27 protein-coding genes are annotated in these 24689 nt (G+C 69.1%); 15 read left to right on the forward strand and 12 right to left on the reverse strand.

Annotated elements, in window-relative coordinates:
- Nucleotides 1-61: 61 nt before the first annotated feature.
- The 4 genes from ACIOSY_RS04390 to ACIOSY_RS04405 all read left to right on the forward strand — a co-directional run bounded on the left by ACIOSY_RS04390 (nucleotide 62) and on the right by ACIOSY_RS04405 (nucleotide 4183).
- Entirely contained in the window at nucleotides 62-2065 is a 2004-nt protein-coding gene (locus ACIOSY_RS04390) for a TPM domain-containing protein (RefSeq protein ID WP_400849621.1), read from the forward strand.
- Nucleotides 2066-2120: 55 nt separating this feature from the next.
- Nucleotides 2121-2864 carry a PspA/IM30 family protein gene (locus ACIOSY_RS04395; protein ID WP_400849624.1) on the forward strand — a complete coding sequence of 248 codons (744 nt, stop codon included), beginning with the start codon at nucleotides 2121-2123 and terminating at the stop codon, nucleotides 2862-2864.
- A 63-nt stretch (nucleotides 2865-2927) separates the two neighbouring features.
- Complete coding sequence (locus tag ACIOSY_RS04400) at nucleotides 2928-3749, forward strand: arginase family protein (RefSeq protein ID WP_400849627.1); 822 nt, start codon at nucleotides 2928-2930, stop codon at nucleotides 3747-3749.
- Nucleotides 3746-4183, forward strand: a complete 438-nt coding sequence (locus tag ACIOSY_RS04405) for a Fe-S oxidoreductase (RefSeq protein WP_400849630.1) — start codon at nucleotides 3746-3748, stop codon at nucleotides 4181-4183. Before ACIOSY_RS04400 ends, ACIOSY_RS04405 begins: the two co-directional genes overlap by 4 nt.
- A gap of 3 nt (nucleotides 4184-4186) precedes the next feature.
- On the opposite strand, the gene ACIOSY_RS04410 is transcribed toward ACIOSY_RS04405, so the two are convergent.
- The 3 genes from ACIOSY_RS04410 to ACIOSY_RS04420 are packed head-to-tail and all read right to left on the reverse strand — an operon-like array spanning nucleotide 4187 to nucleotide 5897.
- Nucleotides 4187-4657 carry an SIP domain-containing protein gene (locus ACIOSY_RS04410; RefSeq protein ID WP_400849633.1) on the reverse strand — a complete coding sequence of 157 codons (471 nt, stop codon included), beginning with the start codon at nucleotides 4655-4657 and terminating at the stop codon, nucleotides 4187-4189.
- A gap of 53 nt (nucleotides 4658-4710) precedes the next feature.
- Nucleotides 4711-5424 carry a tyrosine-protein phosphatase gene (locus ACIOSY_RS04415; protein ID WP_400849636.1) on the reverse strand — a complete coding sequence of 238 codons (714 nt, stop codon included), beginning with the start codon at nucleotides 5422-5424 and terminating at the stop codon, nucleotides 4711-4713.
- Entirely contained in the window at nucleotides 5421-5897 is a 477-nt protein-coding gene (locus ACIOSY_RS04420) for a carboxymuconolactone decarboxylase family protein (protein ID WP_400849639.1), read from the reverse strand. The genes ACIOSY_RS04415 and ACIOSY_RS04420 overlap by 4 nt, the downstream gene beginning before the upstream one ends.
- A gap of 170 nt (nucleotides 5898-6067) precedes the next feature.
- On the opposite strand from ACIOSY_RS04420, the gene ACIOSY_RS04425 reads away from it, so the two are divergent.
- The 6 genes from ACIOSY_RS04425 (at nucleotide 6068) to ACIOSY_RS04450 (ending at nucleotide 12031) form a co-directional block, all read left to right on the forward strand.
- Nucleotides 6068-6988 carry an alpha/beta fold hydrolase gene (locus ACIOSY_RS04425; protein ID WP_400850912.1) on the forward strand — a complete coding sequence of 307 codons (921 nt, stop codon included), beginning with the start codon at nucleotides 6068-6070 and terminating at the stop codon, nucleotides 6986-6988.
- 105 nt (nucleotides 6989-7093) lie between these two features.
- Nucleotides 7094-8611, forward strand: coding sequence for an ABC transporter substrate-binding protein (locus ACIOSY_RS04430; protein ID WP_400849642.1), 1518 nt, complete (start codon nucleotides 7094-7096; stop codon nucleotides 8609-8611).
- A gap of 18 nt (nucleotides 8612-8629) precedes the next feature.
- A complete protein-coding gene (locus tag ACIOSY_RS04435; RefSeq protein ID WP_400849645.1) occupies nucleotides 8630-9577 on the forward strand; it encodes an ABC transporter permease in 948 nt (315 codons plus the stop codon).
- Nucleotides 9577-10446, forward strand: coding sequence for an ABC transporter permease (locus tag ACIOSY_RS04440; protein ID WP_400850915.1), 870 nt, complete (start codon nucleotides 9577-9579; stop codon nucleotides 10444-10446). Before ACIOSY_RS04435 ends, ACIOSY_RS04440 begins: the two co-directional genes overlap by 1 nt.
- Nucleotides 10443-11234: an ABC transporter ATP-binding protein gene (locus tag ACIOSY_RS04445; RefSeq protein ID WP_400849648.1), complete on the forward strand. Its 792-nt coding sequence runs from the start codon at nucleotides 10443-10445 to the stop codon at nucleotides 11232-11234. Before ACIOSY_RS04440 ends, ACIOSY_RS04445 begins: the two co-directional genes overlap by 4 nt.
- The gene (locus ACIOSY_RS04450) at nucleotides 11231-12031 is read left to right on the forward strand and encodes an ABC transporter ATP-binding protein (protein ID WP_400849651.1); all 801 of its coding nucleotides are present in this window, start codon (nucleotides 11231-11233) and stop codon (nucleotides 12029-12031) included. Before ACIOSY_RS04445 ends, ACIOSY_RS04450 begins: the two co-directional genes overlap by 4 nt.
- Before the next feature lie 2 nt (nucleotides 12032-12033).
- On the opposite strand, the gene ACIOSY_RS04455 is transcribed toward ACIOSY_RS04450, so the two are convergent.
- From ACIOSY_RS04455 to ACIOSY_RS04465, 3 genes are read right to left on the reverse strand one after another with little or no spacing between them, the layout of a single operon-like run.
- Complete coding sequence (locus ACIOSY_RS04455; protein WP_400849654.1) at nucleotides 12034-12654, reverse strand: GNAT family N-acetyltransferase; 621 nt, start codon at nucleotides 12652-12654, stop codon at nucleotides 12034-12036.
- A gap of 4 nt (nucleotides 12655-12658) precedes the next feature.
- Entirely contained in the window at nucleotides 12659-13372 is a 714-nt protein-coding gene (locus ACIOSY_RS04460) for a uracil-DNA glycosylase (RefSeq protein ID WP_400849657.1), read from the reverse strand.
- Between the two features lie 2 nt (nucleotides 13373-13374).
- Nucleotides 13375-14157: an SDR family oxidoreductase gene (locus ACIOSY_RS04465; RefSeq protein WP_400849660.1), complete on the reverse strand. Its 783-nt coding sequence runs from the start codon at nucleotides 14155-14157 to the stop codon at nucleotides 13375-13377.
- A 147-nt stretch (nucleotides 14158-14304) separates the two neighbouring features.
- Here ACIOSY_RS04465 and ACIOSY_RS04470 point away from each other — a divergent pair, with 147 nt between their 5' ends.
- The 3 genes from ACIOSY_RS04470 (at nucleotide 14305) to ACIOSY_RS04480 (ending at nucleotide 17950) form a co-directional block, all read left to right on the forward strand.
- Nucleotides 14305-15627: a bifunctional o-acetylhomoserine/o-acetylserine sulfhydrylase gene (locus ACIOSY_RS04470; RefSeq protein WP_400849663.1), complete on the forward strand. Its 1323-nt coding sequence runs from the start codon at nucleotides 14305-14307 to the stop codon at nucleotides 15625-15627.
- Nucleotides 15628-15726: 99 nt separating this feature from the next.
- Nucleotides 15727-16701 carry an endonuclease/exonuclease/phosphatase family protein gene (locus tag ACIOSY_RS04475; RefSeq protein ID WP_400849665.1) on the forward strand — a complete coding sequence of 325 codons (975 nt, stop codon included), beginning with the start codon at nucleotides 15727-15729 and terminating at the stop codon, nucleotides 16699-16701.
- A gap of 40 nt (nucleotides 16702-16741) precedes the next feature.
- Nucleotides 16742-17950, forward strand: coding sequence for a homoserine O-acetyltransferase (locus tag ACIOSY_RS04480; RefSeq protein ID WP_400849668.1), 1209 nt, complete (start codon nucleotides 16742-16744; stop codon nucleotides 17948-17950).
- Nucleotides 17951-17952: 2 nt separating this feature from the next.
- Here ACIOSY_RS04480 and ACIOSY_RS04485 read toward each other — a convergent pair whose 3' ends face one another.
- From ACIOSY_RS04485 to ACIOSY_RS04495, 3 genes are read right to left on the reverse strand one after another with little or no spacing between them, the layout of a single operon-like run.
- On the reverse strand, nucleotides 17953-18561 hold the full coding sequence (locus ACIOSY_RS04485; protein ID WP_400849671.1) for an NUDIX hydrolase: 609 nt from the start codon (nucleotides 18559-18561) through the stop codon (nucleotides 17953-17955).
- Between the two features lie 9 nt (nucleotides 18562-18570).
- Entirely contained in the window at nucleotides 18571-19800 is a 1230-nt protein-coding gene (locus ACIOSY_RS04490; RefSeq protein WP_400849674.1) for an MFS transporter, read from the reverse strand.
- A 4-nt stretch (nucleotides 19801-19804) separates the two neighbouring features.
- Complete coding sequence (locus ACIOSY_RS04495) at nucleotides 19805-20596, reverse strand: AraC family transcriptional regulator (RefSeq protein WP_400849676.1); 792 nt, start codon at nucleotides 20594-20596, stop codon at nucleotides 19805-19807.
- A gap of 49 nt (nucleotides 20597-20645) precedes the next feature.
- Here ACIOSY_RS04495 and ACIOSY_RS04500 point away from each other — a divergent pair, with 49 nt between their 5' ends.
- Nucleotides 20646-21101 carry a DUF2000 family protein gene (locus ACIOSY_RS04500; protein WP_400849679.1) on the forward strand — a complete coding sequence of 152 codons (456 nt, stop codon included), beginning with the start codon at nucleotides 20646-20648 and terminating at the stop codon, nucleotides 21099-21101.
- Nucleotides 21102-21107: 6 nt separating this feature from the next.
- Here ACIOSY_RS04500 and ACIOSY_RS04505 read toward each other — a convergent pair whose 3' ends face one another.
- Genes ACIOSY_RS04505 through ACIOSY_RS04515 form a run of 3 tightly spaced genes read right to left on the reverse strand, consistent with a single transcriptional unit; the run spans nucleotide 21108 to nucleotide 23491 of the window.
- The gene (locus ACIOSY_RS04505) at nucleotides 21108-21422 is read right to left on the reverse strand and encodes an MTH1187 family thiamine-binding protein (protein WP_400849682.1); all 315 of its coding nucleotides are present in this window, start codon (nucleotides 21420-21422) and stop codon (nucleotides 21108-21110) included.
- A 3-nt stretch (nucleotides 21423-21425) separates the two neighbouring features.
- Complete coding sequence (locus ACIOSY_RS04510; protein ID WP_400849684.1) at nucleotides 21426-22661, reverse strand: hypothetical protein; 1236 nt, start codon at nucleotides 22659-22661, stop codon at nucleotides 21426-21428.
- The gene (locus ACIOSY_RS04515; protein ID WP_400849687.1) at nucleotides 22658-23491 is read right to left on the reverse strand and encodes an NAD(P)H-hydrate dehydratase; all 834 of its coding nucleotides are present in this window, start codon (nucleotides 23489-23491) and stop codon (nucleotides 22658-22660) included. The genes ACIOSY_RS04510 and ACIOSY_RS04515 overlap by 4 nt, the downstream gene beginning before the upstream one ends.
- 56 nt (nucleotides 23492-23547) lie before the next feature.
- Between ACIOSY_RS04515 and ACIOSY_RS04520 the strand changes: the two genes are divergently transcribed.
- A complete protein-coding gene (locus ACIOSY_RS04520) occupies nucleotides 23548-24615 on the forward strand; it encodes an NADH:flavin oxidoreductase/NADH oxidase (RefSeq protein WP_400849690.1) in 1068 nt (355 codons plus the stop codon).
- The last annotated feature ends 74 nt before the right edge of the window (nucleotides 24616-24689 follow it).

The following is a 24689-nucleotide window of genomic DNA, read 5'->3' on the forward strand; positions in this document are numbered from 1 at the left end:
TGGGGCGCGGCAGCCAGTCGGAGGGAACACGATGAGGACTCGATGGCTGACTCTGGCCGCAATGACGTTGGCGGCCACCGCAGCCTTGTTCTCGGTGAGCGCGGCGTCTGCGACAGACCCCGTCACGCTCGACGCCGGGTACGTGACTGACGATGTCGGTGTGCTCAGCGCCGACGAGCACGATGCGGTCGAGGCACGGTTGCAGACCCTGACCGAGAACTCCTCCGCCGATCTCTTCGTCGTGCTGGTCGATGGCTTCACGTCACCCTCCGATCGCGTCGAGTGGGCGAACCGGGTCGCCGACGACAACAACCTCGGTCCGGAGCAGTACCTGCTCGCGATCGCGACCGACCAGCGCAGCTACTACATCTCGTCGGCCGAGGGCGGACCGCTCAGCGACGCCAAACTCGACGACATCGAGGAGAAGATCCAGCCGCTCCTGGCCCAGAACGACTGGGACGGCGCGATCGTGCTCGCGGCCGATGAGATCCAGGGCGACGGCGGAGCGGGTGCCTTCCGAGGATTCCTCATCGTCGTCGGCATCATCGCCGCTGCGCTCGTCATCTGGCTGGTCATCGTCCTCGTGCGGCGCGGTCGCCGCAATGCCGCGATCCGCGCGCGGGGAGCCATGCCCGAGAAGGCCGATCCGAACGACCCGTTCTCGACGCTGACCGACGCGCAGGTCGAGACGCAGGCAGGATCAGCACTCGTCCAGGCCGACGACGCGATCACCTCCAGCCGAGAGGAGCTCGGTTTCGCCGTGGCGCAGTTCGGCGAAGGCGCCACCGCCGAGTTCAGCCGCGCGGTCGAGATCGCCAAGACGAAGATGTCCGAGGCGTTCGACCTCAAGCAGAAGCTCGACGACGAGATCGAAGACACGATCCACGACCGGCGCGCGTGGCACATCCGCATCATCCAGCTCGCCGACGAGATCGACGATGCCCTCGACGCCAACACCGAGGCGTTCGACGCGCTGCGCAAGCTCGAGCAGAACGCGCCGCAGGAGCTCGAGCGCGTGCGTGCCGAGCGTGCAGCTCTCGAACCGGCCCTCGCAGGAGCACCCGCCGCCTTGGCCACGCTGTCGTCCGCGTACGATGCGGCCGCCATCGCCACCGTGGCCGATAACCCGAACCAGGCGCGCGAGCGTGCCGCTCTCGCAGACCGCTCGATCGACGCCGCCGCACAGGCGATCGCGGCGGGCAAGTCCGGCGAGGCCGCCTTCGCGATCCGCACCGCCGAGCAGTCGGTCGCCCAGGCCGCGCAGCTCGCGAACGCCATCTCCGCCCTCGGCAGCGATCTCGCGACCATCGAGACGCAGGCCCAGGCCCTCGTGACCGAGCTGCAGGGCGACGTCGCGACCGCCCAGCAGCTTCCCGACACAAGCGGCACGATCGCCGCGGCGGCATCGGCCACGATGCAGCAGCTGCAGCTCGCACAGGCGGACCTCACGGGCTCGGCACGAAGCCCCCAGCGGGCGCTCGAGGCGTTGACCGCAGCGAACGCGCAGATCGACGCCGCGATCGCCCAGGGGCGCGAGAGCGTCGAGCGGGCGCGGCGCGCGCAGCAGATGCTCGAACAGACGCTGGCCCAGGCCGGATCCGAGATCCGCACGGCACGCGAATTCATCGAGACGCGGCGCGGCACGGTCGGTTCGACCGCCCGCACGCGCCTGTCCCAGGCCGAAGCGAGCCTCACTCAGGCGCTCAGCCTACGTGCGACGTCGCCCGAGGCCGCGCTGACCGAGGCGACCAGGGCGCTCGATCTCGCCCGGCAGGCCATCGCCTCCGCGTCGTCGGACGTCTCGTCCTACAACGCGCAGAACGACGGCGGGTGGGGCAGCGGACCCTTCGGCGGCTCGGGCTCCGGCGGTTCCGGGATCGGCGGCGACATCCTCGGAGGGATCATCGGCGGCCTGCTGTCCGGCGGCGGAGGCGGAAGCCGCTCGTCGTCGCGCGGCAGCAGCTATCGATCCAGTGGCGGCGGCGGATTTCGCAGTTCCGGTTTCGGCGGCGGCGGTCGCTCCAGTGGCGGCCGATCCAGCCGCTCCGGAGGTGGACGCTTCTGAACCTCACAGACTCATGCGACAGGCTTCGAACACGACCCTCTGAAAGGAACCACCCATGACCAAGCAGTCCATCTTCGGGCGTATCTCCACCCTCGTCCGGGCCAACATCAACTCGCTCCTCGACTCTGCCGAAGACCCGCAGAAGATGATCGACCAGCTCGTTCGCGACTACACGAACAGCATCGCCGACGCCGAGTCCGCGATCGCGGAGACCATCGGAAACCTGCGTCTGCTCGAGCGCGACCACGAAGAAGACGTGCAGGCGTCGACCGAGTGGGGCAACAAGGCGCTGGCCGCCAGCCGCAAGGCCGACGAGATGCGTTCAGGCGGCAACGCCACCGACGCCGACAAGTTCGACAACCTCGCCAAGATCGCGCTGCAGCGTCAGATCAGCGCCGAGCGCGAGGCCACCGGCGCCGAGCCGCAGATCGCGGCGCAGACCGAGATCGTCGACAAGCTCAAGAGCGGCCTCAACGGCATGAAGGACAAGCTCGGCGAGCTCAAGAACAAGCGCAGCGAGCTGCTCGCGCGCGCCAAGGTCGCCGAGGCGCAGACCAAGGTGCAGGATGCCGTGGGCTCGATCAACGTCCTCGACCCCACCAGCGAGCTGGGCCGTTTCGAAGACAAGGTCCGCCGCCAGGAGGCCCTCGCCCAGGGCAAGATCGAGCTCGCCGCGTCGAGCCTCGACGCACAGTTCGAGAGCCTCGAAGACCTCGGTGAGCTGACCGAGGTCGAGGCACGCCTGGCCGAGCTGAAGGCCGGCGGCACCGCGCCCCGCACGGCCATCGAAGGCTCCTGATTCACCTGCGGATGCTCCGGATCACCGCATCCGGAGCATCCGCACCTTTCTTCGGAGGCACCCGTGGTGCAATTCCTCGTCGTTCCGCAGTGGCAGGGTTCACCTGCCGCCCGCGCGATGCTCCTCGTCGACGGAGCATCCGCCATCGCCGGCGATCTGCCGCGATCGAGCACCACCGTCCTCGATGTCCCCATCGAGGCGGGTGAGTCTCTCGGAACGGGCGTGCGCCGGTTGAGCGCTCTGCTCCGCACCCGTGAACTGGTCGGTCAGCATCTCGCCGCCGACACGGTGCTGATCGGCGGTGACTGCAGCATCACGGTCGCCGGACTCGACGCGCTGCCCGGCGGTACCGACGACCTCGCGGTCGTGTGGTTCGACGCGCACGCCGACCTGCACACCCCGGAGACCTCGCCCTCCGGAGCGTTCTCCGGCATGGCTCTGCGCGCCGTCCTCGGCGAGGGTGAGCCGCAAATCGCCCTCTCCCCCGGCATCGCGCGCAATCGCGTCGTCACCGTCGGCATGCGAGACATCGACGACGCCGAGCTCGACGAGGTGTCGTCGTTGACGAATCTGAGCGTCGACGACCTGGCACGCGTCGATGCTCTGGCAGATGCCGTGCGAGCGACGGGAGCATCACGCGTCTGGGTGCACATCGATGTCGACGTGCTCGATCCCGCCGAACTCTCGGGCGTCTCCTCCGCCGCCCCCTTCGGGCTGAGTCCGGCCGCTGTGAGCGCCGCGATCCTCCGGTTGCGCGAGGTCGTCCCGCTCGCGGGCGCCACGATCGCCGGCTTCGCCCCGCGCACACCCGCTGACGCGGTCGATGACCTCGGCGCCCTGCTCCGCCTGGTCGGGGCCGTCGCACGACCGGTTCCCCTCGCATGACCGCCGATTGGCGGCCTGCGGCCGAAGCTGCGCTGGAGCGAGGACGACGGTTCGACCGGCGGATCCCGTCGTTCCTGCTGCGCTCACCCATCAGCCGCGTCGGCTACTGGTGGGGCACGGCGGTGGGCTGGGTCTGGGGATCGCTGTGGAGCACCGGTCCGGTCGAGCGTCGCGCTGGGCTGTGGATATTCCAGGGGATGCCGTCCTGGACCTTCAACCGTGGAGGCGTCTGCGTGGGAGGTTGCTTCCTCACCGGCGCTGCGCGCCCGACCGAGGCTGTGCTGCGTCACGAGGCCGTGCACAAGGCGCAGTGGCTCCGGTACGGCTTCCTGATGCCGGTGCTGTACTTCCTCGCAGGCCGCGACCCGCTGCGCAATCGCTTCGAGATCGAAGCGGGCCTCGAAGACGGCAACTACGTGCGCCGAGCCCGCTGACGCTCAGCTGTCGGAGCGGAGCAGTCCGAAGCGCTCGGGAGCGTAGATCGACGACGGGGCGACGCCGAGGTCGGCAGTGAGGTGATCGACGATGTCCGCGGTTCCGAGGTAGCCGCCGAGCAGCGTGATCTGCGTCTCGAGCTCGTCGTCGCAGAGCATCTCGTCGGCCCACGCACACGTCGCACGCGACAGCGCCTCGCCGGGGGCGCAGGAGCGGCCGGTACCCGGCGCACCGGAACGAACGCCCCGCGCCAGCCAGGTGACGGTCATACGCCCGGGGGCGTCGATCACCTGGATGTCTGCGGCGGTGGGCACTTCGATGAAGATCCGACCGGAGGCGCAGAGCGGAAGCGTCGACAGGAACATCTCGAGGTCGACGAGCGAGTGCTCATCGGCGGTCACCAGGTAGTGAGCGCGTCGACGAGCGGCACGGCGGGCTGAGCGCGTGCTGCGGGTGTCGAGCGAGATGTCCATGATCTCTCCATCGTAACACCGATGAAGGCATGCCTTACCTTGCTTGGCGGAAATCAGGTCGCAGGTTCGACGAGTGCGTCGGTGAGCGCGCGCAGCTCGGATTCCGTCATCCCCTGCGCCCGCAGGTAGCCGGCTGCCGAGCCCCAGCGCTCGTCGATCACTTCGAGCAATCGGCGCATCACCGGCGCCGGCGACTCGGTGGCGAGAGCAACGGCGTGCACCGCCTCCGGGTGCGACTGCCGCAGATAGGCGGCGATACGGCGATTGCGTTCGGGCGGCAACTGCGACTCCGTGAGCGCGTAGTCGGCGATCACCGCCTCACGGTCGGCTCCCACGGCCGAGAGCGCCAGCGCCACCGTGACTCCGGTGCGGTCCTTGCCCACGGTGCAGTGCACGAGCGTCGGCTTGCCCTCGGCGATGATGCGGACTGCGGCGACGAGGCGCTCACCGCTCTCTTCGAGCAGGTGCAGATAGAGGTCGTCGAGGCTCGTGTCGCTCTCGAAGAACGAGCGCACCGAGCCCAGGAACAGCGGGAGGTGGGTGGTGTCGGGGCCATCGACCTCGGTGGGTTCTGCGGCCACCTCTTCGCCGTCGCGCAGATCGACGATGTGCGCCACCCGGTCGCGGAGCGTGGCGACGCCTGCAGACGTCGCACCCGAGAGCTGTCCGGAACGCAACAGCACGCCCGCGCGGATCCGCCCGCCCGCTGCCGGCATCCCACCGACGTCGCGGACGTTGGGGACGCCGTCGACCTCGAGGATGGTCACGCCTGAGCCTGAGGCGCTCGGGGCGGCACCGGGTAGCGCCCGGCGATCACAACACGGTTGAAGGCGTTGATCGATACGCACGCCCAGCTCAGCGCGGCGTACTCCTTCTCGGTGAAGACGCCGCCGACGCGGTTGTAGACCTCGTCGGAGATGCCCTCCTCCGAGATGAAGGTGAAGGCCTCGGCGAGCTCGAGAGCGGCCTGCTCGCGGTCGGAGAAGACGCCGCTCTCGCGCCAGGTGGCGATCTGCATGAGGGTGTCGGTGTCGATTCCCGCCGCCACCGCACGGTCGACGTGGATGCGCGTGCAGTAGCCGCATCCGTTCAGCTGGGAGCAGTGGATCATGACGAGCTCTTTGAGGCGTTCGTCGATGCCGTTCGCGGCGCAGATCTCCCCGACGGTTCGCGAGAACGCATCGAGGGCCTGATAGGCGGCCGGCTCGGTCTTGGAGAGGTGCACTCGCTTCTCGCTCATGACTCCATGATATTCGTCGCGGGGGCTCGTCGGAGGCAGGTCGATTCTCGCTCGAAATGCATAAAGACAAGCTGAAACGCCAATCATTGAGCGTTTCTTGCAGACTTGGCGTGTTAGTAGTTGTCGTATTGATCTCGCATTTCGCGATGCGTGCATCCGGGGCGCAGAATATGGGCGTGGCGATCGACAACAACGAGTTCAGCTATCTTCCCGCACAGGCCGAGGCGCTCGGCGTTCCCGTTCCTCCCGTCGAACGTCTCACCCTGCCGCTGCCCGACGGGCGCAACGTCAGCGCCCTGCGCTTCGGTACGGACGCGCCCCAGGTCACGCTGCTGCACGGCGCGGGGCTGAACGCCCACACGTGGGACACCACGGCCCTCGCGCTCGGCCTGCCGCTCCTGTCGATCGACCTCGCCGGGCACGGTGACTCCGCGTGGCGCTCGGACCTCGACTACACCCCGCGCACCCTCGCCTCCGATGTCGCTGCAGCGCTGGACGCATGGACCTCCGGTCCCCAGATCGTCGTGGGCCAGTCTCTCGGCGGTCTCACGGGTGCCGCTCTCGCCGCGGCCCGACCCGACCTCGTCGCCGAGCTGATCGTCGTCGACATCACCCCCGGAATCGACACCTCCGCAGGCCCCGCAGCGCTGCGGGAGTTCTACGCAGGTCCTACGGACTTCGCAACCCGCGACGAACTCGTCGACCGCGCGATCGCTCTGGGCTTCGGGGGAACCCGCCCCGAGACGGAACGCGGCGTCTTCCTGAACACCCGCGTTCGACCCGATGGGCGAATCGAATGGAAGCACCACTTCGCCCATCTCGCAGCGCAGGCGCTCTCGGCGCACGCCCCCGGGCCGGATGCCGCACCCTCGGTGCTGCACGAGACCGGGTGGGACGACCTCGCCGGAGTGAAGGCTCCGATCACCCTCATCCGCGCGACACGGGGATTCGTCAGCGAAGCGGATGCCGCCGACCTGCAGCGCCGTGTGCCGAACGCCCGCGTCGTGGTCTTCGACGCGACCCACAACGTGCAGGAGACGGCTCCCGTCGAGCTCGCCGCGTTCGTGGCCGCGTCTTCTGCGTCCGTCTGACACCGAATGTGACGCCCCGTTCCATCCCGACCCCGTGACCTTCTGACTCATCCCTAGGCTCGATCAACCGGCACACAGCAACTGCCGCACCGAGAGGAAACCACCATGTTCCGACGCTCCCGACGCATAGCGCTGATCTCCGCGCTCGCCGCCACCGCTGTGATCCTCAGCGCGTGCACCGGCGCCCCGGAGCCCGCATCCACGTCGAAGGCCGAAGTCGACCCCGACGCCACGCTCCAGGTCGGTCTCGTCCTCGAGCCGACCAACCTCGACATCCGGCACACCAGCGGTGCCGCACTCGAGCAGATCCTCATCGACAACATCTACGAGGGTCTGGTCACCCGCACGCAGGACAACGAGATCGTCGAGCGCCTCGCCTCGGACTACACGGTGTCGGACGACGGACTGACCTACACGTTCACCCTCAACGACGGCATCCTCTTCCATGACGGGTCGCCCCTGACGTCGGCCGACGTCGTCGCGTCCTACGAAGCGGTGCGCACCGACGAGACAGTGCAGGGCAACGCCGAGTTCGCCTCGGTGGCCTCGGTCACCGCTCCCGATGCCACCACGGTGGAGATCGTGCTGTCGGAGCCGAACCAGAACTTCCTCTTCGCCCTGACGGGACCGGCCGGCCTCGTCTTCAAGAGCGGTGACACCACCGACCTGAAGACGGCGGAGAACGGCACCGGCCCCTTCACGCTGACCCGCTGGAGCAAGGGGAGCACGATCACGTTCGCCCGTTTCGACGCGTACTGGGGCGAGCCGGCGGGTGTCGCCGAGGTCGAGTTCCAGTACATCCCGGACTTCACCGCGGGAGTCAACGCCGCGATCGCCGGCGACGTGCAGGTGCTGACCGCCGTCGATCCCAACCTCGCCTCGCAGCTGGAGGACTCCGGCGACTTCACGCTGACCAAGGGCCGCACGACCGACAAGGCCACGCTCGCCTTCAACAACGCGAAGGCGCCCCTCGACGACGTCCGCGTCCGCGAGGCTCTGCGTCTCGCGATCGACCACAAGGCGCTCATCGAAGCGGTCGGAGCGGGCACTCCCCTCTACGGCCCGATCCCCGAGCTCGACCCGGGATACGAAGACCTCTCCGATGTCGTCTCGTACGACCCGGAGCGCGCCAAGGAGCTCCTCGCCGAAGCGGGCCAGGAAGACCTCGAGCTCACCCTGACGATCCCCTCGTTCTACGGAACCACGGTGCCGAAGGTGCTCATCTCCGACTTCGCCAAGGTCGGCGTCACCCTCGACGTCGACTCGGTCGAGTTCCCGGCATGGTTGGAAGACGTCTACACGAACAAGGACTACGACCTCAGCTTCGTCCTGCACGTCGAGCCCCGTGACTTCGGCAACTTCGCGAACCCGGAGTACTACTTCGGCTACGACAACGCCGAGGTGCAGAGCCTGTACGCCGAGGCGCTCGCCGAGGTCGATCCCGACAAGTCGGCGGAGCTGCTCGCGCAGGCCGCTCGGATCGTGTCGGAGGAGCATGCGGCGGACTGGCTGTACAACGGTGAGACGATCACCGCGGTGAGCCCGCTCGTCAGCGGCTTCCCCGAGGACTCGATCAACTCGCGCATCGACCTGGCCGGCGTCACGGTCTCGGTCGAGAAGTAACGGTCAGTCGCCACCTCCGTGATCCGCTACGTGCTCTCCCGAGGAGTCCTGCTCATCGCAGGGCTCCTCGTGGCGAGCGCGCTCATCTTCCTCACCCTGCGGGTCTTCCCCGGAGATGTCGCCCAGCTGATCGCCGGCACGCAGGCCTCCCCGTCCGAGGTCGAGGCGCTGCGCGAGTCCCTGGGCCTCAACCGTCCGTTGCTGACCCAGTACACGGAATGGATCAGCGGGATCTTCCGCGGCGACCTCGGTACGTCGCTCCTCTCCGGCGCGTCCGTCGGCGAGGAGCTGGTGCTCAAGGCGCAGGTCACGGTTCCCCTGGGGATCATGTCGCTCCTGATCGCCGTGCTGATCGCCGTCCCCTTCGGAATCCTGGCGGCGATCCTCCGCGGTCGCCGGAGCGGAACAGCGCTGAGCATCGGAGCCCAGGGGCTTGCCGCCGTTCCCGTCGTGTGGGCGGGCATGATGCTGATCGTCGTGTTCTCGGTCTGGCTCGGATGGCTCCCGCCGCAGGGCTTCCCGCGCACCGGTTGGAGCACGCCGGGCAAGGCGATCGAATCGCTGCTCCTGCCCGCGCTCACCATCGGCATCGTCGAGGGGGCGATGCTGATGCGCTTCGTGCGCAGCGCGACACTGCAGGCGTCGGGCCAGGACTTCGTGCGCACGGCGGCCGCGAAGGGACTCACCCGCACGCAGGCGCTGATCCGGCACGGCATCCCCGCTGTCGGACTCTCGATCATCACCGTGCTGGGGCTGCAGGTCGCGGGCATCATCGTCGGGTCGGTGGTCATCGAACAGCTCTTCACCCTCCCCGGAATCGGTCGGATGCTCGTCGCCGATGTGGGCACGCGTGATCTGATCAAGGTGCAGAGCGAACTGCTCGTCCTCACCGGTTTCGTCCTGGTGATCGGGTTCCTGGTCGATCTGCTTCACCGCGCCATCGACCCTCGTCAGCGGGAGGCATGATGGTTCCGATCTGGCTCCGCCGACTGTGGGCGACCTCGACCGGCCGCTTCGGCCTGATCGTGATCGCCGTCATCGCGCTCACCGCGCTGGTGTCGGTGTTCTGGACACCGTTCGACCCGCAGTCGTCGACGATCAGCGATCGCTGGCTGCCACCGAGCTGGCCTCACCTTCTCGGTACCGACGACACCGGCCGCGACATCCTCAGCCTGATCATGGCGGGCGCGCGCACCACGGTCTTCGTGAGCGTGGGCGCGGGCGTCGTCGCCACGATCGTCGGCATCGCGCTCGCGGCACTCGGCGCCCTCACCGCCCGGTGGGTGCGCGAGACGGTCGCGGTGCTCGTCGATATCCTCATCGCCTTCCCCGTGCTGCTCATCGCCATGATGATCTCCTCGGTCTGGGGAGGTTCGCTGTGGGTCGTGATCTGGTCGGTCGGCATCGGCTTCGGCGTCAACATCGCCCGCGTCACGCGGCCGGAACTGCGTCGCGTGCAGCAGAGCGACTTCATCCTCGCCGCTCGCGCGTCGGGCCTCACCCCGTCGCAGAGCCTCGTGCGTCATCTCCTCCCCAACGTCGCACCGGTGTTCATCGTGCAGCTCTCGTGGTCGATGGCGGTCGCCGTGCTGGCCGAGGCGGGGCTGTCGTATCTGGGCTTCGGGGCCTCCGTGGTCGAGCCCAGCTGGGGCATCCTGCTCGCCGACCTGCAGCGTTACATCGGCGTGCATCCGCTCTCGGTCATCTGGCCGGGTCTCGCGATCACCGTGACCGTGCTCGCTCTGAACCTGCTGGGCGACGGCCTGCGTGAGGCCACGGACCCGACCTTGCGCCATCGCGCGGCCGAGATCCACACACCGGGAGTGGTCGCATGAGCCTGATCGTCGAAGACCTCGTGATCGAGATCGACGGACGCCGGGTGGTCGACGGCATCTCGTTCGAGGTTCCGAACGGCGCACGTCTCGGTCTCATCGGCGAGTCCGGATCGGGGAAATCTCTCACCGCGCTGGCCATCCTCGGCCTGCTGCCCGATGGGGCGGTGGCGAGCGGGAGCATCCGCTGGAACGACACGGAGCTGATCGGCATGCCCGACCGGGAGCTTGCGAAGCTCCGGGGCGACGAGATCGGCATCGTCTTCCAGGAACCGCGCACGGCCCTCAATCCGATCCGCACGGTGGGTCGCCAGATCGCCGAGTCGATCCGCATCCACGAGGGTGTCGGTCGGCGCGAGGCGCGCGAGCGCGCCGTCGTCGAAGCCGCCCGCGTTCGGCTTCCGCAGCCCGAGTCGATCGTCGATCGCTATCCTCATCAGCTCTCGGGCGGTCAACGCCAGCGCGTGGCGATCGCCATGGCTCTCGCGTGCCGACCTCGCCTCCTGATCGCCGACGAGCCGACCACGGCGCTCGACGTGACGATCCAGGCCGAGATCCTTTCGCTGCTGCTCGCACTGGTGAACGACGAAGGCATGTCGCTCGTGTTCATCACGCACGATCTCGCGGTGCTGGCGCAGGTCGCCACGCACGGCGTCGTGCTCGAGCACGGCAGGGTGGTCGAGGCTGCGCCGGTCGAGCACCTGCTCACCGCTCCGTCCTCCCCCATCACCCAGGGCCTGCTGCGCGACGCCACCGCGACGCTGTGGCGACCGGAAGGCAGCGACGCATGAGCCTGATCGAGGCACGCGGTCTGCGCCGCGACTTCGTGGTCCCTAAGCGCGGCGCGTTCGAGCGCACACGCACCCAGACCGCGCTCGAGCCGACCGACCTCGACATCGTCGAGGGATCATCGGTGGGCATCATCGGCGAGTCGGGGTCGGGCAAGTCGACGCTCATCCGACTGCTTCTGGGCCTCGACCGTCCGACCGCCGGCACGATCTCGATCGACGGGCGGTCGGTGGATGCCGCGGCATCCGCGAAGTCGCTCCACTGGCTGCGCCGGCAGACAGGGCTCGTGTTCCAAGATCCCTACGCCTCGCTCGACCCCCGCATGACCGCCGGGCAGATCGTGCGTGAGCCGCTCTGGGCACTCGGCATCGACGGCGACCACCGGGCACGCGTCCGCGAGGTGCTCGCCCAGGTCGGCCTCGAACCCGACATGGCCGACCGCTATCCCCACGAGTTCTCGGGAGGGCAGCGACAGCGCATCGCCCTGGCCCGAGCGATCGTGCATCGCCCCCGCATCCTCGTCGGTGACGAACCGCTCTCCGCACTCGACGTCACCGTGCGTGCGCAGATCCTCGACCTGTTGATCGATCTGCGCCGCACGACCGATCTCACGCTGGTTCTGGTGTCGCACGACATCGGTGTCGTGCAGAACCTCAGCGACACCGTCGTGGTCATGAAGGACGGACGCATCGTCGAGCGGGGCGCGACCGACGACGTGCTCCTGCATCCGCAGCACGACTACACGAAGACACTGCTCGCGGCGATCCCGGTGATCCCCACGGCGCACCGACCCGACTGATCTCAGTGCCGGCTGCGGCCGGGGATCAGGCGACGCCGTTTGCCCGACGGACGCAGCGCCCGCTTCATGTAGACCGTGCCGAGCTCGCGTCCGAACTTGTGGCCGACCCGGCCCATGCGACCGGCCTCGACGAAACCGAGGCGGGAGTGCAGCCGGATCGACGCCTCCGCGCCGCTGTCGCTGATGACGGCGACCATCTCACGGATCCCGATCTGCTCGCACGCCTCGATGAGTGCCTGCAGAAGCGCGGCGCCGAGTCCCTTGCCGCCCGCACCCGGCCCGAGGTAGATCGAGTCCTCGACGGTGTAGCGGTAGGCGTTCTTCCCCGCCCAGGGCTGTGCGAGCGCATAGCCGAGGAACGATCCCGTCGGCGAGACCGCCACGAGGAACGGGAGTTCGAGACGGTCGAGCAGCGCGAACTTCTCACGCCAGTAAGGGATGCTGCTGCGTCGTTCGTCGAGCGTGACCGCGGAGTTGCTCACGAAGTGGTTGTAGATCTCGCGGACGTGCGGGAGATCGCCGGCTCGGGCGGGCCTGATCGTGTAGGCGAACACTTCCGGTTCCGGCTCGGGGCGGAGGTGGCGCGGCAGGACGCGGCGACGGTCCCCCGGTTCGAACTGCATGGGCTCAGCTTAGGGATTCGGCGGCTTCGCCCTCTACCCGCCAGTCCACGGGCCGGGCACCGAGTTCTTCCAGCAGGGCGTTCGCCCGCGAGAACGGTCGAGAGCCGAAGAACCCGCGCCGTGCCGAGAGCGGCGACGGATGGGCGGTTTCGATGATGGGCGTCTCGCCGAGCAGCGGCCGCAGATTCGCCGCGTCCTTGCCCCACAGGATCGCGACGAGCGGGCGATCGCGGGCGACGAGGGTGCGGATCGCGAGCTCCGTCACACGTTCCCAGCCCCAGCCGCGGTGCGAGGCGGCGACGCCGGGCTGCACCGTGAGCACGCGGTTGAGCAGAAGCACGCCCTGATCGCTCCACGCCGTGAGATCGCCGTGCGGAGCCGGCGGCAGTCCGAGGTCGCTCTCGCGCTCCTTGTAGATGTTCGCCAGGCTCCGCGGCAGCGGACGCACATCGCGGTCCACCGCGAAGGACAGGCCGATCGGATGCCCGGGCGTCGGGTACGGGTCCTGTCCGGTGATGAGCACCCGCACGTCCGCCAGCGGGCGCTGGAACGCCCGCAGCACGTGCGCTCCGTCGGGGAGATAGCCCCGCCCGGCCGCTTGCTCGCCGCGCAGTCGCTCTCCGAGCGCGGTGATCTCGTTTTGCACGGGAGCGAGAGCATCCGCCCACTCCCGATCGATCAGCCCGTCGGAGGCGAGCTCGGCCAGCGTGCGTGCCACCGTCACCCGACCGAGCGGGGGCGCAGCGGTCCGCGCGCCAGCAGATGCTGCGCCGACTGCGCGACGGGACGCATCGTGATCAGGTCGAGGTTCACGTGCCCGGGGGCATCGAGAGCGTAGGCGATGACGTCGGCCACGTCACCGGCGACGAGAGGTTCATCGACACCCGCATAGACGGCTTCGGCCGCGACGGCGTCGCCCCCGAGTCGATTCAGCGTGAACTCCTGGGTGTGCACCATGCCCGGCGCGACCTCGACGACGCGGATCGGTTCGCCGTTGAGCTCCTGCCGCAGCACTCGCACGACCATCGCCTCGGCGGCCTTCGCGGCGTTGTAGCCGGCGCCGCCCGCGTAGGCGGACTGCGCGGCCGTCGAGGTGACGAACACGGCGTCCGCGTACCCGTCCGCCTCCGCAGCGCGGCGGAGCAGCGGGAGGAGCCCGGCGACGAGGCGCTGCGTCGACAGCACGTTGGCGTCGAACATCCACTGCCAATCGTCGACCGAGGCGTCCTCGATGCGATCGGTGCCGCGAGCACCTCCGGCGACCTGCACGAGCGCGTGCACGGGCCCTGAGGCCTCGAGCTCGCGCACGAGGGCGTCGACGGCGGCCGAGTCCGTCAGGTCGCAGGCGATGGCGGATGCTCCGGTCTCGCCCACGAGGGCGGCGAGCCGATCCTCGCGGCGGGCCACCCCGACCACGTCCCATCCACGCGAGCGGAGCTCACGCACCGTCGCCGCTCCGATCCCCGAACTCGCACCCGTCACCACTGCACGTCTGTTGACCATGTCTCCACCGTACGATGTTCCGCAGTTTTTCGCGCTCCGGCAGTGTTACGTCACATTTCCCACCCATTGTTGACACGAGGGAATATTCCGTACTCTCACTGAAACGGCTTCTGCCATCCGACCTTCCACACGTTCCAGGGGGAACACATGTCCGCACCTGAGACCTGGCGCTTCGAGACCAAGCAGATCCACTCCGGGGCCGCGCCCGACCCGGTCACCAAGGCACGCGCCACGCCGATCTACCAGACCACCTCGTACGTGTTCGACAGCGCGGACCACGCCGCGAACCTGTTCGCGCTCGCCGAATTCGGCAACATCTACACGCGTATCCAGAACCCGACGCAGGACGTGCTCGAGCAGCGCCTCGCCGCGCTCGAGGGCGGCACGGGAGCATTGGTGCTCGCGAGCGGCCAGGCGGCATCGACGTTCGCCGTGCTCAACATCGCCGAGGCCGGCGACCACTTCGTCGCCTCGAGCTCGATCTACGGCGGCACGTACAACCTCTTCAAGTACACGCTCGCGAAGCTGGGCATCGAGGTCACGTTCGTCGAGAACCAGGACGACCCCGAGGAATGGCGTCGTGCCGTGCGCCCGAACACGAAGCTGTTCTTCGCGGAGACGATCGGCAACCCGCAGATCAACGTGCTCGACATCCGCACGGTGGCCGACATCGCCCACGAGAGCGGCGTGCCGCTCATCGTCGACAACACGATCGCGACCCCGTACCTGATCCGTCCCTTCGAGCACGGCGCCGACATCGTCGTGCACTCGGTCACCAAGTTCCTCGGCGGCCACGGCACCACGATCGGTGGCGTGATCATCGACGGCGGCTCCTTCGAGTGGTCGAAGAACGTCGACCGGTTCCCCGGGCTGACGGTTCCCGACCCCTCGTACCACGGTGCCAGCTACACGGCGGCCGTCGGCGACCCGCTCGCCTACATCATCAAGGCGCGCGTGCAGCTGCTGCGCGACCTCGGTGCGGCCATCGCGCCGCAGAGCGCCTGGAACCTCATCCAGGGCGTCGAGACGCTGTCGCTGCGCATCGAGCGCCACGTGCAGAACGCCCAGGAGATCGCCGAATGGCTCGACAACCGTGACGACGTCGCGACGGTCAACTACTCCGGTCTCCCCTCCTCGCCCTGGTATGCCAAGGCGAACGAGTACGCGCCCAAGGGCGTCGGAGCGGTGCTGTCCTTCGAGCTCAAGGGCGGCGTCGAAGCCGGTCGCGAGTTCGTCAACAGCCTGTCGCTGTTCAGCCACCTCGCCAACATCGGCGACGTGCGCTCGCTCGTCATCCACCCGGCGTCGACCACGCACGCGCAGCTCACGCCCGAGCAGCAGTTGACCTCCGGTGTCACGCCGGGCCTGGTGCGACTGTCGGTGGGCCTCGAGAACGTCGACGACCTCAAGGCCGACCTCGACCAGGCTCTCGCCGCGGCACGCCGCGTGTCGGAGGCCGCGCGCGCCTGACACGGATCATCACGAACACGGATGCCCCGGACTGCTGCAGTCCGGGGCATCCGTGTGTGCGCGCCGCGCACGGCCTCCCCACAGGAGGCGCCACCGAGAATGGGAACCCGCGAGGAGGAGAGCACGATCGACACTGCAACCCCGCGGCGACGTCGCGGCACCAAGACTCGCCATGCTCGATGGATCGCCGTCGCCGGCATGGTCCTTCTCGTCGCGGTCGTCTGCGCGTGGATGCCCGGCACGGTGGGCACGGCGGGAGCGGCCGCTCTCCCCTGGACCGGACTTCTCCTGCTGGTGCTGACCGTCATCGCGGCGGTGCTCGCCCGCCGCGTGATCCTCCTGCTGCTCGCCCCCGTTCTGGTGTGGACGCTCGCGATGGCCCCTTTCTTCCCCGGTGCGGGGGCGAGCGCCGCGACGGACTCGTTGACCGTGGTGAGCCAGAACGTTCGCGCACACTCCGGCGGTGCGGCCGCCTCCGCGGAAGCGCTCGCGGCGAGCGGAGCAGACGTCGTCGCTCTCACCGAACTCGATGCCGCGAGCCTCGCCGTCGCCCGCGAGACGCTCGCCGTCGAATACCCGAACTCCTACGCGATCGGCACCGTCGGCATCTGGAGCAGGCTGCCCATCGAATCGACCGAGCCCTTGTCGCTCGGGCTCGGCTGGAACCGCGCGCTCCGCATCGACGTGCAGACCGGTGATACCTCGACGGCGGTCTACGTCATCCACGCGGCATCCGTCCGGCCCGGCCAGCAGAGCGATCGTGATGCGATGCTGTCGGGTCTCGCCGCGCAGATCGCCGCCGACCCCGCGGAATCGATCGTCGCCGTCGGCGACTTCAACGCCGCCCCCGCCGATCCCGGTCTCGCCGCCCTTCGAGCCGAGCTGTCGTGGGTGCGGCCCACCGACGGCACCCTCGGATTCACCTGGCCCGCCGCCTTCCCGCTCGCGCGGATCGATCAGGTGTTCGTCCGCGGTCTCGACGTGGTCTCGGCAACCACGATGCGTGCCGGCAACAGCGATCATCTCGCGACGGTCACCACGGTGACGGCGCGAGCATCCGACGCATCGCCGTAACGTGCGACTCCGCGCCGTCTGACCACGCGACAATGGAGACATGGACTGGCAGACGACCTCTGAAGACACGGTGCCGTCGGCGCTCGTGACGGAGGCCGACGTCCGGCTCCTCCGTGCTCGACCTCCCGCGACCGGAGCCTGGCGCGACGGCGACCCCGTCGGCGGACGCCTCTTCGCCCCGTTCGGGGCGTTCCCCACTGAGAGCGGCGCGGAGCTTCCCGGCATCCGTGTGGCCTACGAGAGCTGGGGCGAGCTGAACGCCGCCGGCGACAACGCCGTGCTCGTGCTGCACGCGCTCACCGGCGACAGCCACGTACGCGGAGAAGCCGGCGCAGGGCACCCCACCGCCGGCTGGTGGGAGCAGCTCACCGGACCGGGGGCTCCGCTCGACACCGATCGCTGGTTCATCGTCGCCCCGAACATCCTGGGCGGATGCCAGGGATCCACGGGCCCCGCGAGCGTCGCACCCGACGGCTACGAATGGGCCTCGCGCTTCCCGTATCTCACCATCCGCGATCAGGTCGCCGCCCAAGTGCTCCTCGCCGACGCACTCGGCATCGACACCTGGGCCGCGGTGATCGGCGGTTCGATGGGCGGAATGCACGCGCTCGAGTGGGCCGTCACTCACCCCGATCGTGTGCAGCGCCTCGCCGTGCTGTCATCGCCGCCGGTGACGACGGCCGACCAGATCGCATTGAACACGGTGCAGATCGAGACGATCCGCATGGATCCGCGCTTCCAGGGCGGCGAGTACTACGACCTCGACGACGGCGAGGGCCCGCACCGCGGTCTCGCCCTCGCCCGTAGGATGGCGCTGCTGAACTACCGCAGCCCGATCGAGCTCAACCAGCGCTTCCAGCGGTCGTGGCAGTCGGGCGTCTCGCCGCTCGGCCACGGCGGACGGTTCGCCGTGGAGTCGTACCTCGACTTCCACGGCAACAAGTTCACCCGACGCTTCGACGCGAACAGCTACATCACGCTCGTCGAGGCCATGAACTCGCACGACGTCGGGCGCGACCGCGGGGGCGTCGAAGAGGCGCTGCGCACCGTCACGGCCACGACGCTCGTGCTCGGCATCGACAGCGACCGCCTGTTCCCCGTCGACGGGCAGCACCGCATCGCCCGGAGCATCCCGAACACCCTCGACGGCAACGACGCGGTGGTGCTCACCAGCGACTTCGGACACGACGGATTCCTGATCGAGAACGACGCCGTGGGCGCTCACCTGCGGCGGCTGCTCGACAGCTGACGTCAGGCGGGCTCGTAGCGCCAGGGAAGCGTGCCCGCGTCGAGGCGCCCCTGTTCCCAAGCGAACGCCCGACCCGATTCGGTCTCGAGCACGCGGGTGCGGAACAGCGCCGGCTCGCCCGCCGACGTCATCACCGAGTCCGCATCCGAGAAGTCGGAGAGCAGGTGCAGAGTCACCCAGGTCGGCGGGAACAACGTCCACTCCCCTCTCGCGTGACGCGCGAGGGCCTCGGCGGGAGTGACCCAGGCGAGCTCGGCGACCTCGTCCGGCGAGGGCGAGGGCTCGACGCCGCGCGACATCGCGACGAAGAACCATGTGCGGATGCGCGTGGGGGCCTCGCGCGGCGGCTGCCACTGCGAGAGCGCCCGCAGGGAATCGATGACGAGGCCGACCTCCTCCTTCGTCTCGCGGATGCCGGCACGCTCCGCGTCGTCGATCTCGGTCGCCCCGGGCCGCCGATCGCCCGGTTCGACCTTGCCGCCGGGGAACACCCAGGCGCCGGCGAACGAGCCCCGATCGGGTCGGCGCAGCAGCAGTACCTCGAAGCCGTCGGCGGCGTCGCGGAGAATCACGACGGTGCCGGCGACGGGCAGGTCTTCGGGGGCGGTCACCCCCACACTCTACGACCGGGTCTCGGCCAACGCGCGAGGACTCCGCGCCTCGACGCGGTACGAGAGCAGAGCGATCAGCAGGCCGGCGACGGCGAGGATGGCTCCGGTCCATGCGGGAGCGATGAAGCCCCACCCCGCAGCGATCACCACGCCGCCGAGGAAGGCGCCGAGGCTGTTGCCGATGTTCAGCGCCGAGTGGTTCATGGCGGCGGCGATCGACTGATTGTCGCCGGCCACATCCATGAGGCGCGTCTGGATGGTCGGGCTCAGCACGGACGAGACGAAGCCGACGACGACCACGAGGATGCTGAGCGACACGATCCAGAACGAGAACACGGCGAGGAGTGCGAAGACGACTGCCATCGCCGCGAGACCGAACAGGAGCGTGCGGCGCAGGTCGATGTCGGCCAGGTGGCCGCCGACGAGGTTGCCGGCCGTCATGCCGATGCCCATCAACACGAGCACGATCGGCACGACCCACTCCGGCGAGCCCGCCACGTCGGTGACCAGCGGAGCGATGTAGCTGTAGACGGCGAAGAATCCGCCGAAGCCGATCGCTCCGATACCGAGGGTGAACCACACCTGGCGGATGCGGAAGACCCCGAGCTCCTGTCGCATGGTGCGCCCCGGGGTTCCCGGGTGGTGCGGCACGAACAGCGCGATGCACAGTGTCGCCAGCGCGAACACCATCGCCACGACGGCGAACGCGGCACGCCACCCCCACTGCTGCCCGAGGAACGTCCCCAACGGAACGCCCACGACGTTGGCGACCGTGAGCCCGGTGAGGATGAAGGCGACTCCCTTGGCCCGGTTGCCCGGCCCCATGACGTCGGCGGCGACCAGAGCGCCGATGCCGAAGTAGGCCCCGTGCGGGAGCCCGGCGAGGAAGCGCGAGACCCCGACCAGTTCGAACGTGGGCAGCACGACGGTGAGCGCGTTGAAGACGGTGAGCGCCAGGGCGAGCACGATCATGACGCGGTGGCGCGGATACCGCGCGACGAACCCCGCGATGGTCGGTGCACCGATCACGACGCCGAGGGCGTAGAGCGAGATCAGCCAGCCGGCCTGGCTCAACGCGTCTTCGGGGCTGGACGCCCAGAGGGTGGGCAGAAGGTCGCCGGCGATGTTGGGCAGCAGGCCCATCACGACGAACTCGGTCATGCCGATGCCGAAACTGCCGATGGCGAGAGAGAGGAGCGCCCTCTTCGCCGCACCCCTCGATTCAGTCGAGGGATTCACCGGATCAGCTTAGCGGGCGCACGGGGGTCGCGAACGCACCGGGCGTGGTTCCCAGCATCCGCCGGAAGTGGCGCGTGAGGTGGGACTGATCGTGGAACCCGGCACGTATGGCCGCATCGGCGGGCCGGATGCCGTCGACCAGAAGGCTGCGCGCCAGGTCGATGCGGCGGCTCAGAACGTATTGGTGCGGGGCCAGACCGTAGGTTTGCGAGAAGGACCGAGCGAGATGACTCGGGTTTGTTCCGAACGACGCGGCGATGTCGCGCAGCGTGAACGACTCGGTGAACCGGTCGTCGAGCTGAGAACGCAGCCGGCGAGCGAGGGGCGTGTCCCGCAGGGCGCTTCCCGGTGTTCCGAGGTGGGTGAGGATCATCCGCCGCAGAGCGAGCGTCCAGTGCTCGGCCGCCAGCAGATCACCGGGCTCGGCGAGGGCCGCGTGTATGCGATGCACCCCGGCGAGAGCCTCCGCGCTCTGCACGGTGGGCTTGCCGGCCGACAGCCCTCCCGCGTGCTCCGGCAGCCAGTCGTGGTCGAGGTAGACGACACGCTTGCGATAGATGCGCCCGTCGATCGTCGACCGGCCGTCGTGTGGGATTCCCGGCGGCAGCAGCGTCACCGCACCCGGCGCGGCGATGTGCGACGAACGATCGAGGTCGTAGGCGACGGCCCCCTGATCGACCAGCATCACCGTCCAGGCGTCGTGCGCGTGCATCGGGTAGGCGTGCTCGAACGCCGCGTGGTACACCTCGCGCACGGACGGCACTGACGGATGCCAGGCGCGCACGTGTTCGACCATGCAAGAAACGTACAAGACGCGGAGGTACCCGCGGCGCGATCGTGGACATATGAGCACCACGCAGGCATCCGCAGACTCCCCGACCGCACCTCCCCGTTTCGACACCAAGGTCGTCGTGCTCCTGAACGACGATCTCGCCCCGTGGCAGGAGCTCAACGTCACCGCTTTCCTGATGTCCGGCATCGCCGTGAGCGGCACCGATCTGACCGGCGAGCCGTATCGCGATGCCGACGGCACCGAGTATCTGCCCATGCTGCGTCAGCCCGTGCTCGTCATGACCGGCGGCTCCGAGCTTCTCGGGATGGTGCGTGCGAAGGCGGCCGCCCGCGACGACGTGGCCCTGGCGATCTACACCCGCGACCTGTTCGCCACGGGACACGACCAGGCGAACCGGGCGGCCGTCGCCGGTGTCGCATCCACCGACCTCGACCTCGTCGGCATCGCTCTCCGCGGACCCCGCAACGCCGTCGACAGGTTCGTGAAGGGCGCGCGGCTCCACGCCTGAGCGCGACTACTCGGCGTCGTCCTCGATGGCGCGTTCGAGTCGCTCGATCTTTGCGTCGAGCTCACCCGTGAATCCCGGACGGATATCGGCCTTGAGCACGAGCGAGACGCGCGAGCCGAACGGCATCACAGCCTCGGTCGCACGCTTCACGACGTCCATCACCGTGTCCCAGTCGGGGCCTTCGATCTCGGTGAACATGCTCGTGGTGCGGTGCGGCAGCCCGGACTCGCGGACGATACGTACGGCGGCGGCCACGGCGGCGTGCACCGAACCGTCTTCGCGGCCGGTGCCGGACGGTGCGACGGAGAAGGCGATCAGCATGGTTTACTCCTTGGATTTCAGCGGTCGAGATGACGGCACCCGCACCAGCGCGCGAACACCGATGACGAGCAGCACGACGAGCAGGATGTTGCGCATCGAAAGCACCACGATCGGCAGCAGCTGTGCCTGCAGCAGGGCGTCGTAGCTCAGCGGATAGACGAGGAACGTGAGGAAGCACAGCGCCAGCACCAGCGCGGCGGGCACACGGGCACGCACCCGATCGAACACGAACCAGAGGATGACCGGTGCGATCAGCCAGACATGGAACTGCGGAGAGCCCACCTTGTTGGTGACCATGAGCGCGACGACGAGCGAGAGCGCGAGCGGAGGAAACAGACGCGCGAAGGATGCGCGGCGCAGGGCCTTCAGCGCGGCGACGAGCAGGATCCCCGCGATGACGACGATCATCAGCGGCGTGAGCAGCGCCGAGACGGCATCCGCCCCAGCTGCGCCGATCTGGAAGGTCAGGATGTCGAAGCTGTACTCGATGCGGGCCGATCCCCCCGCGGCGAGCCACAGGAACGGTGTGGCCGCGACGGCTTCGATCTGCAACCCGCGTCCGCCCTGTTCCGTGACGAATCCGAGTATCTCTTCGCGTGCACCGAGCAGCAGGAGCGTCACGATCACCGCGGCGGTGACGCCGAGGGCGGCGAGCAGCATCCGCACCCGATGGCGCCCGGCCACCAGCGCCGCGAGCAGGATCGCCCCGGGCCAGATCTTGATCCACGCCCCGACCGTGAGCAGGGCCGCGGCGAGCGCCGGACGAGCGACGAGCCAGAGCCCGGCGATGACGACGATCGGCAGGGTGATCGCATCGAGGCGGTAGAGGGCGATCGGGCCGAGGAGCAGGAGCGCGGCGGTCCAGAACCATCCGGCGATGCGGCGAGGGGCCGACGGCGAACGCCCGAGCAGCACACCGAAGGCAAGAGCGTTCAGCGCGGTCACGAGCACCGCCCAGGCGATGAGATAGGCGCCCGACACCCCGAGAAGGCCGACGAACGGCGCCGCCAGCATCTTGGCGAGCAGGATGGGCACGAGGGCCAGCTGCGGATACACCCAGGTCTCGGTGACGCCGACGATCGGACCGCCGCTCAGGGCGGCAGAGGCCCAGGGTTCGTAGACGAGCACCACGTCGCCCATCGGCTGGCTCGGATACACCCACCCGAGCCACGCGGTCAGAGCGTGCACCGCGAGGAACGCACTCCAGAGCGCGACGAGGCGCCCGGAGCCGCGCGTCACGCCAGCACGTCCGCGATCGCGCGCGGCAACGCCTGCGCGACATCGAGAGCGACGATCGGATGCCCCGGCTCACCGTTCTCGGTGCCGGAGGCGAGTCGCGCCGCGTAGCCGTGCAGCCATGCCCCCGCGGCCGCCGCCTCGTGCAGTTGCGCGTGGGGGTTTGCGGCGAGGACCGCCCCCAGTACGCCGCCGAGTACATCGCCCGTGCCCGCTGTCGCAAGCCATCCCGTCCCTGCGGCGAGCGCGGTGACTCCCCCGTCGGGTGCGGCGATCAGCGTTCGGGATCCCTTCAGCAGCACGGTGACGCCGAGAGCGGTCGCGACCTCGCGGGCATCGGCGGCTCGATCCGCTCCGGTAACGGGAAGACGCAGCCGCTCGCGCAGCTTCGCGAACTCGCCGGCGTGCGGAGTGATCACCACGGGCGCGCTCACCCGATCGACGAGGTCGAGGGCGCCCGCGTCCATGACGACACGCGCGCTCCCGGTCATCAGCGAACGGAGCGCTTCTGCGTCTTCACTGCTCCGGTCTGCAGCATCGGTCCCGGATCCGACGACCCAGCAATCGATGCGCGTTCGGCCGACGTCGCTGCCCGTGACGGTCTCGGGGCGACGGGCGAGTACGGCATCCGCCACGCGCTGCTCCCCCACGAACCGCACGAAGCCCGCTCCCGCGCGCCACGCCGCTTCAACGCCGAGGACCGCCGCGCCGGGATACGCCGTCGACCCCGTGCGCAGCGCCACGACACCCCGCGAGTACTTGTCATCGTCCGCCGACGGCACGCGCAGCAATCGCGCCGTATCGCTGCGGGACCACTCGCGCACCTCGACCATGACTCCACGTTAGTGCGATGGCCCTCGGGGCGCTCGACCGGCGGTAGCGTCGAACGGTGAGCATTCTCTTCTCTCCCCTGAGCATCCGATCCGTCGAGTTCCGCAACCGCCTCTGGGTGTCGCCGATGTGCATGTACAGCGCGGTCGACGGCGTCGTGCAGGAGTGGCACCACGGGCATCTGACGCAGTTCGCATCCGGAGGGGCGGGTCTCATCGTCGCCGAGGCGACCGCCGTCGTTCCCGAGGGCCGCATCTCACCGCGCGACGTCGGACTCTGGAACGACGAGCAGCGGGATGCCTGGGCACCGATCGTTCAGGCGATCCACGACCGCGGCTCGCTCGCCGGCATACAGCTGGCCCACGCCGGACGGAAGGCCTCGACGTGGTGGCCGTGGGCGGACGCCCGCGGTTCTGTCCCGGTTTCGGACGGCGGGTGGGTGACCGCCGCGCCGTCGGCCATCGCCTTCGAGGGGTTCGCCGAGCCGGCCGCGCTCGATGACGCGGGGATCGAGCGCATCGTGGATGCCTTCGCCTCGGCAGCCCGGCGAGCGCTGGACGCCGGCTTCGACGTGCTCGAGATCCACGGTGCACACGGATATCTGCTGCACCAGTTCCTCTCGCCGCTCTCCAACCTGCGCGACGACGAGTACGGCGGCTCGCTCGACAACCGTGCCCGCCTTCTGCTGCGCGTGCTCGATGCGGTGCGTGCGGTCGCCGGTGACGGCGCGCCGATCTTCCTGAGGATCTCGGCGACCGATCATGCCGACGGCGGTTTCACTCCCGATGAGGCCGCGCAGGTGGGCGGCTGGGCCACGGAGCACGGGGCCGACCTCGTCGACGTCTCGAGCGGTGGCCTCGTCGCGCATCAGCAGATCGCCGTGTTCCCGGGGTATCAGGTTCCGCTCGCCGAGACCGTGCGCCAGGGCGGACGCATCCCCGTCTCGGCCGTCGGCCTGATCACCGCGGCGGCACAGGCCGAGCAGGTGCTCGTCGACGGTGCCGCCGACGCGATCTTCGCCGGACGCGAGTGGTTGCGCGACCCGCACTTCGCTCTGCGTGCCGCGCACGAACTCGGCGTCGACGTGGCCTGGCCGCCGCAGTACGACCGAGCTCGCTGGCGCTGATCCACCACACGCCGCACGCCACACGCACACGCACACGCACACGCACACGACAGAGGCCGCCGACTCGAAGGAGA

The sequence above is a fragment of the Microbacterium sp. NPDC087665 genome (assembly GCF_044743285.1).
In the GTDB taxonomy this organism is placed as follows: domain Bacteria; phylum Actinomycetota; class Actinomycetes; order Actinomycetales; family Microbacteriaceae; genus Microbacterium.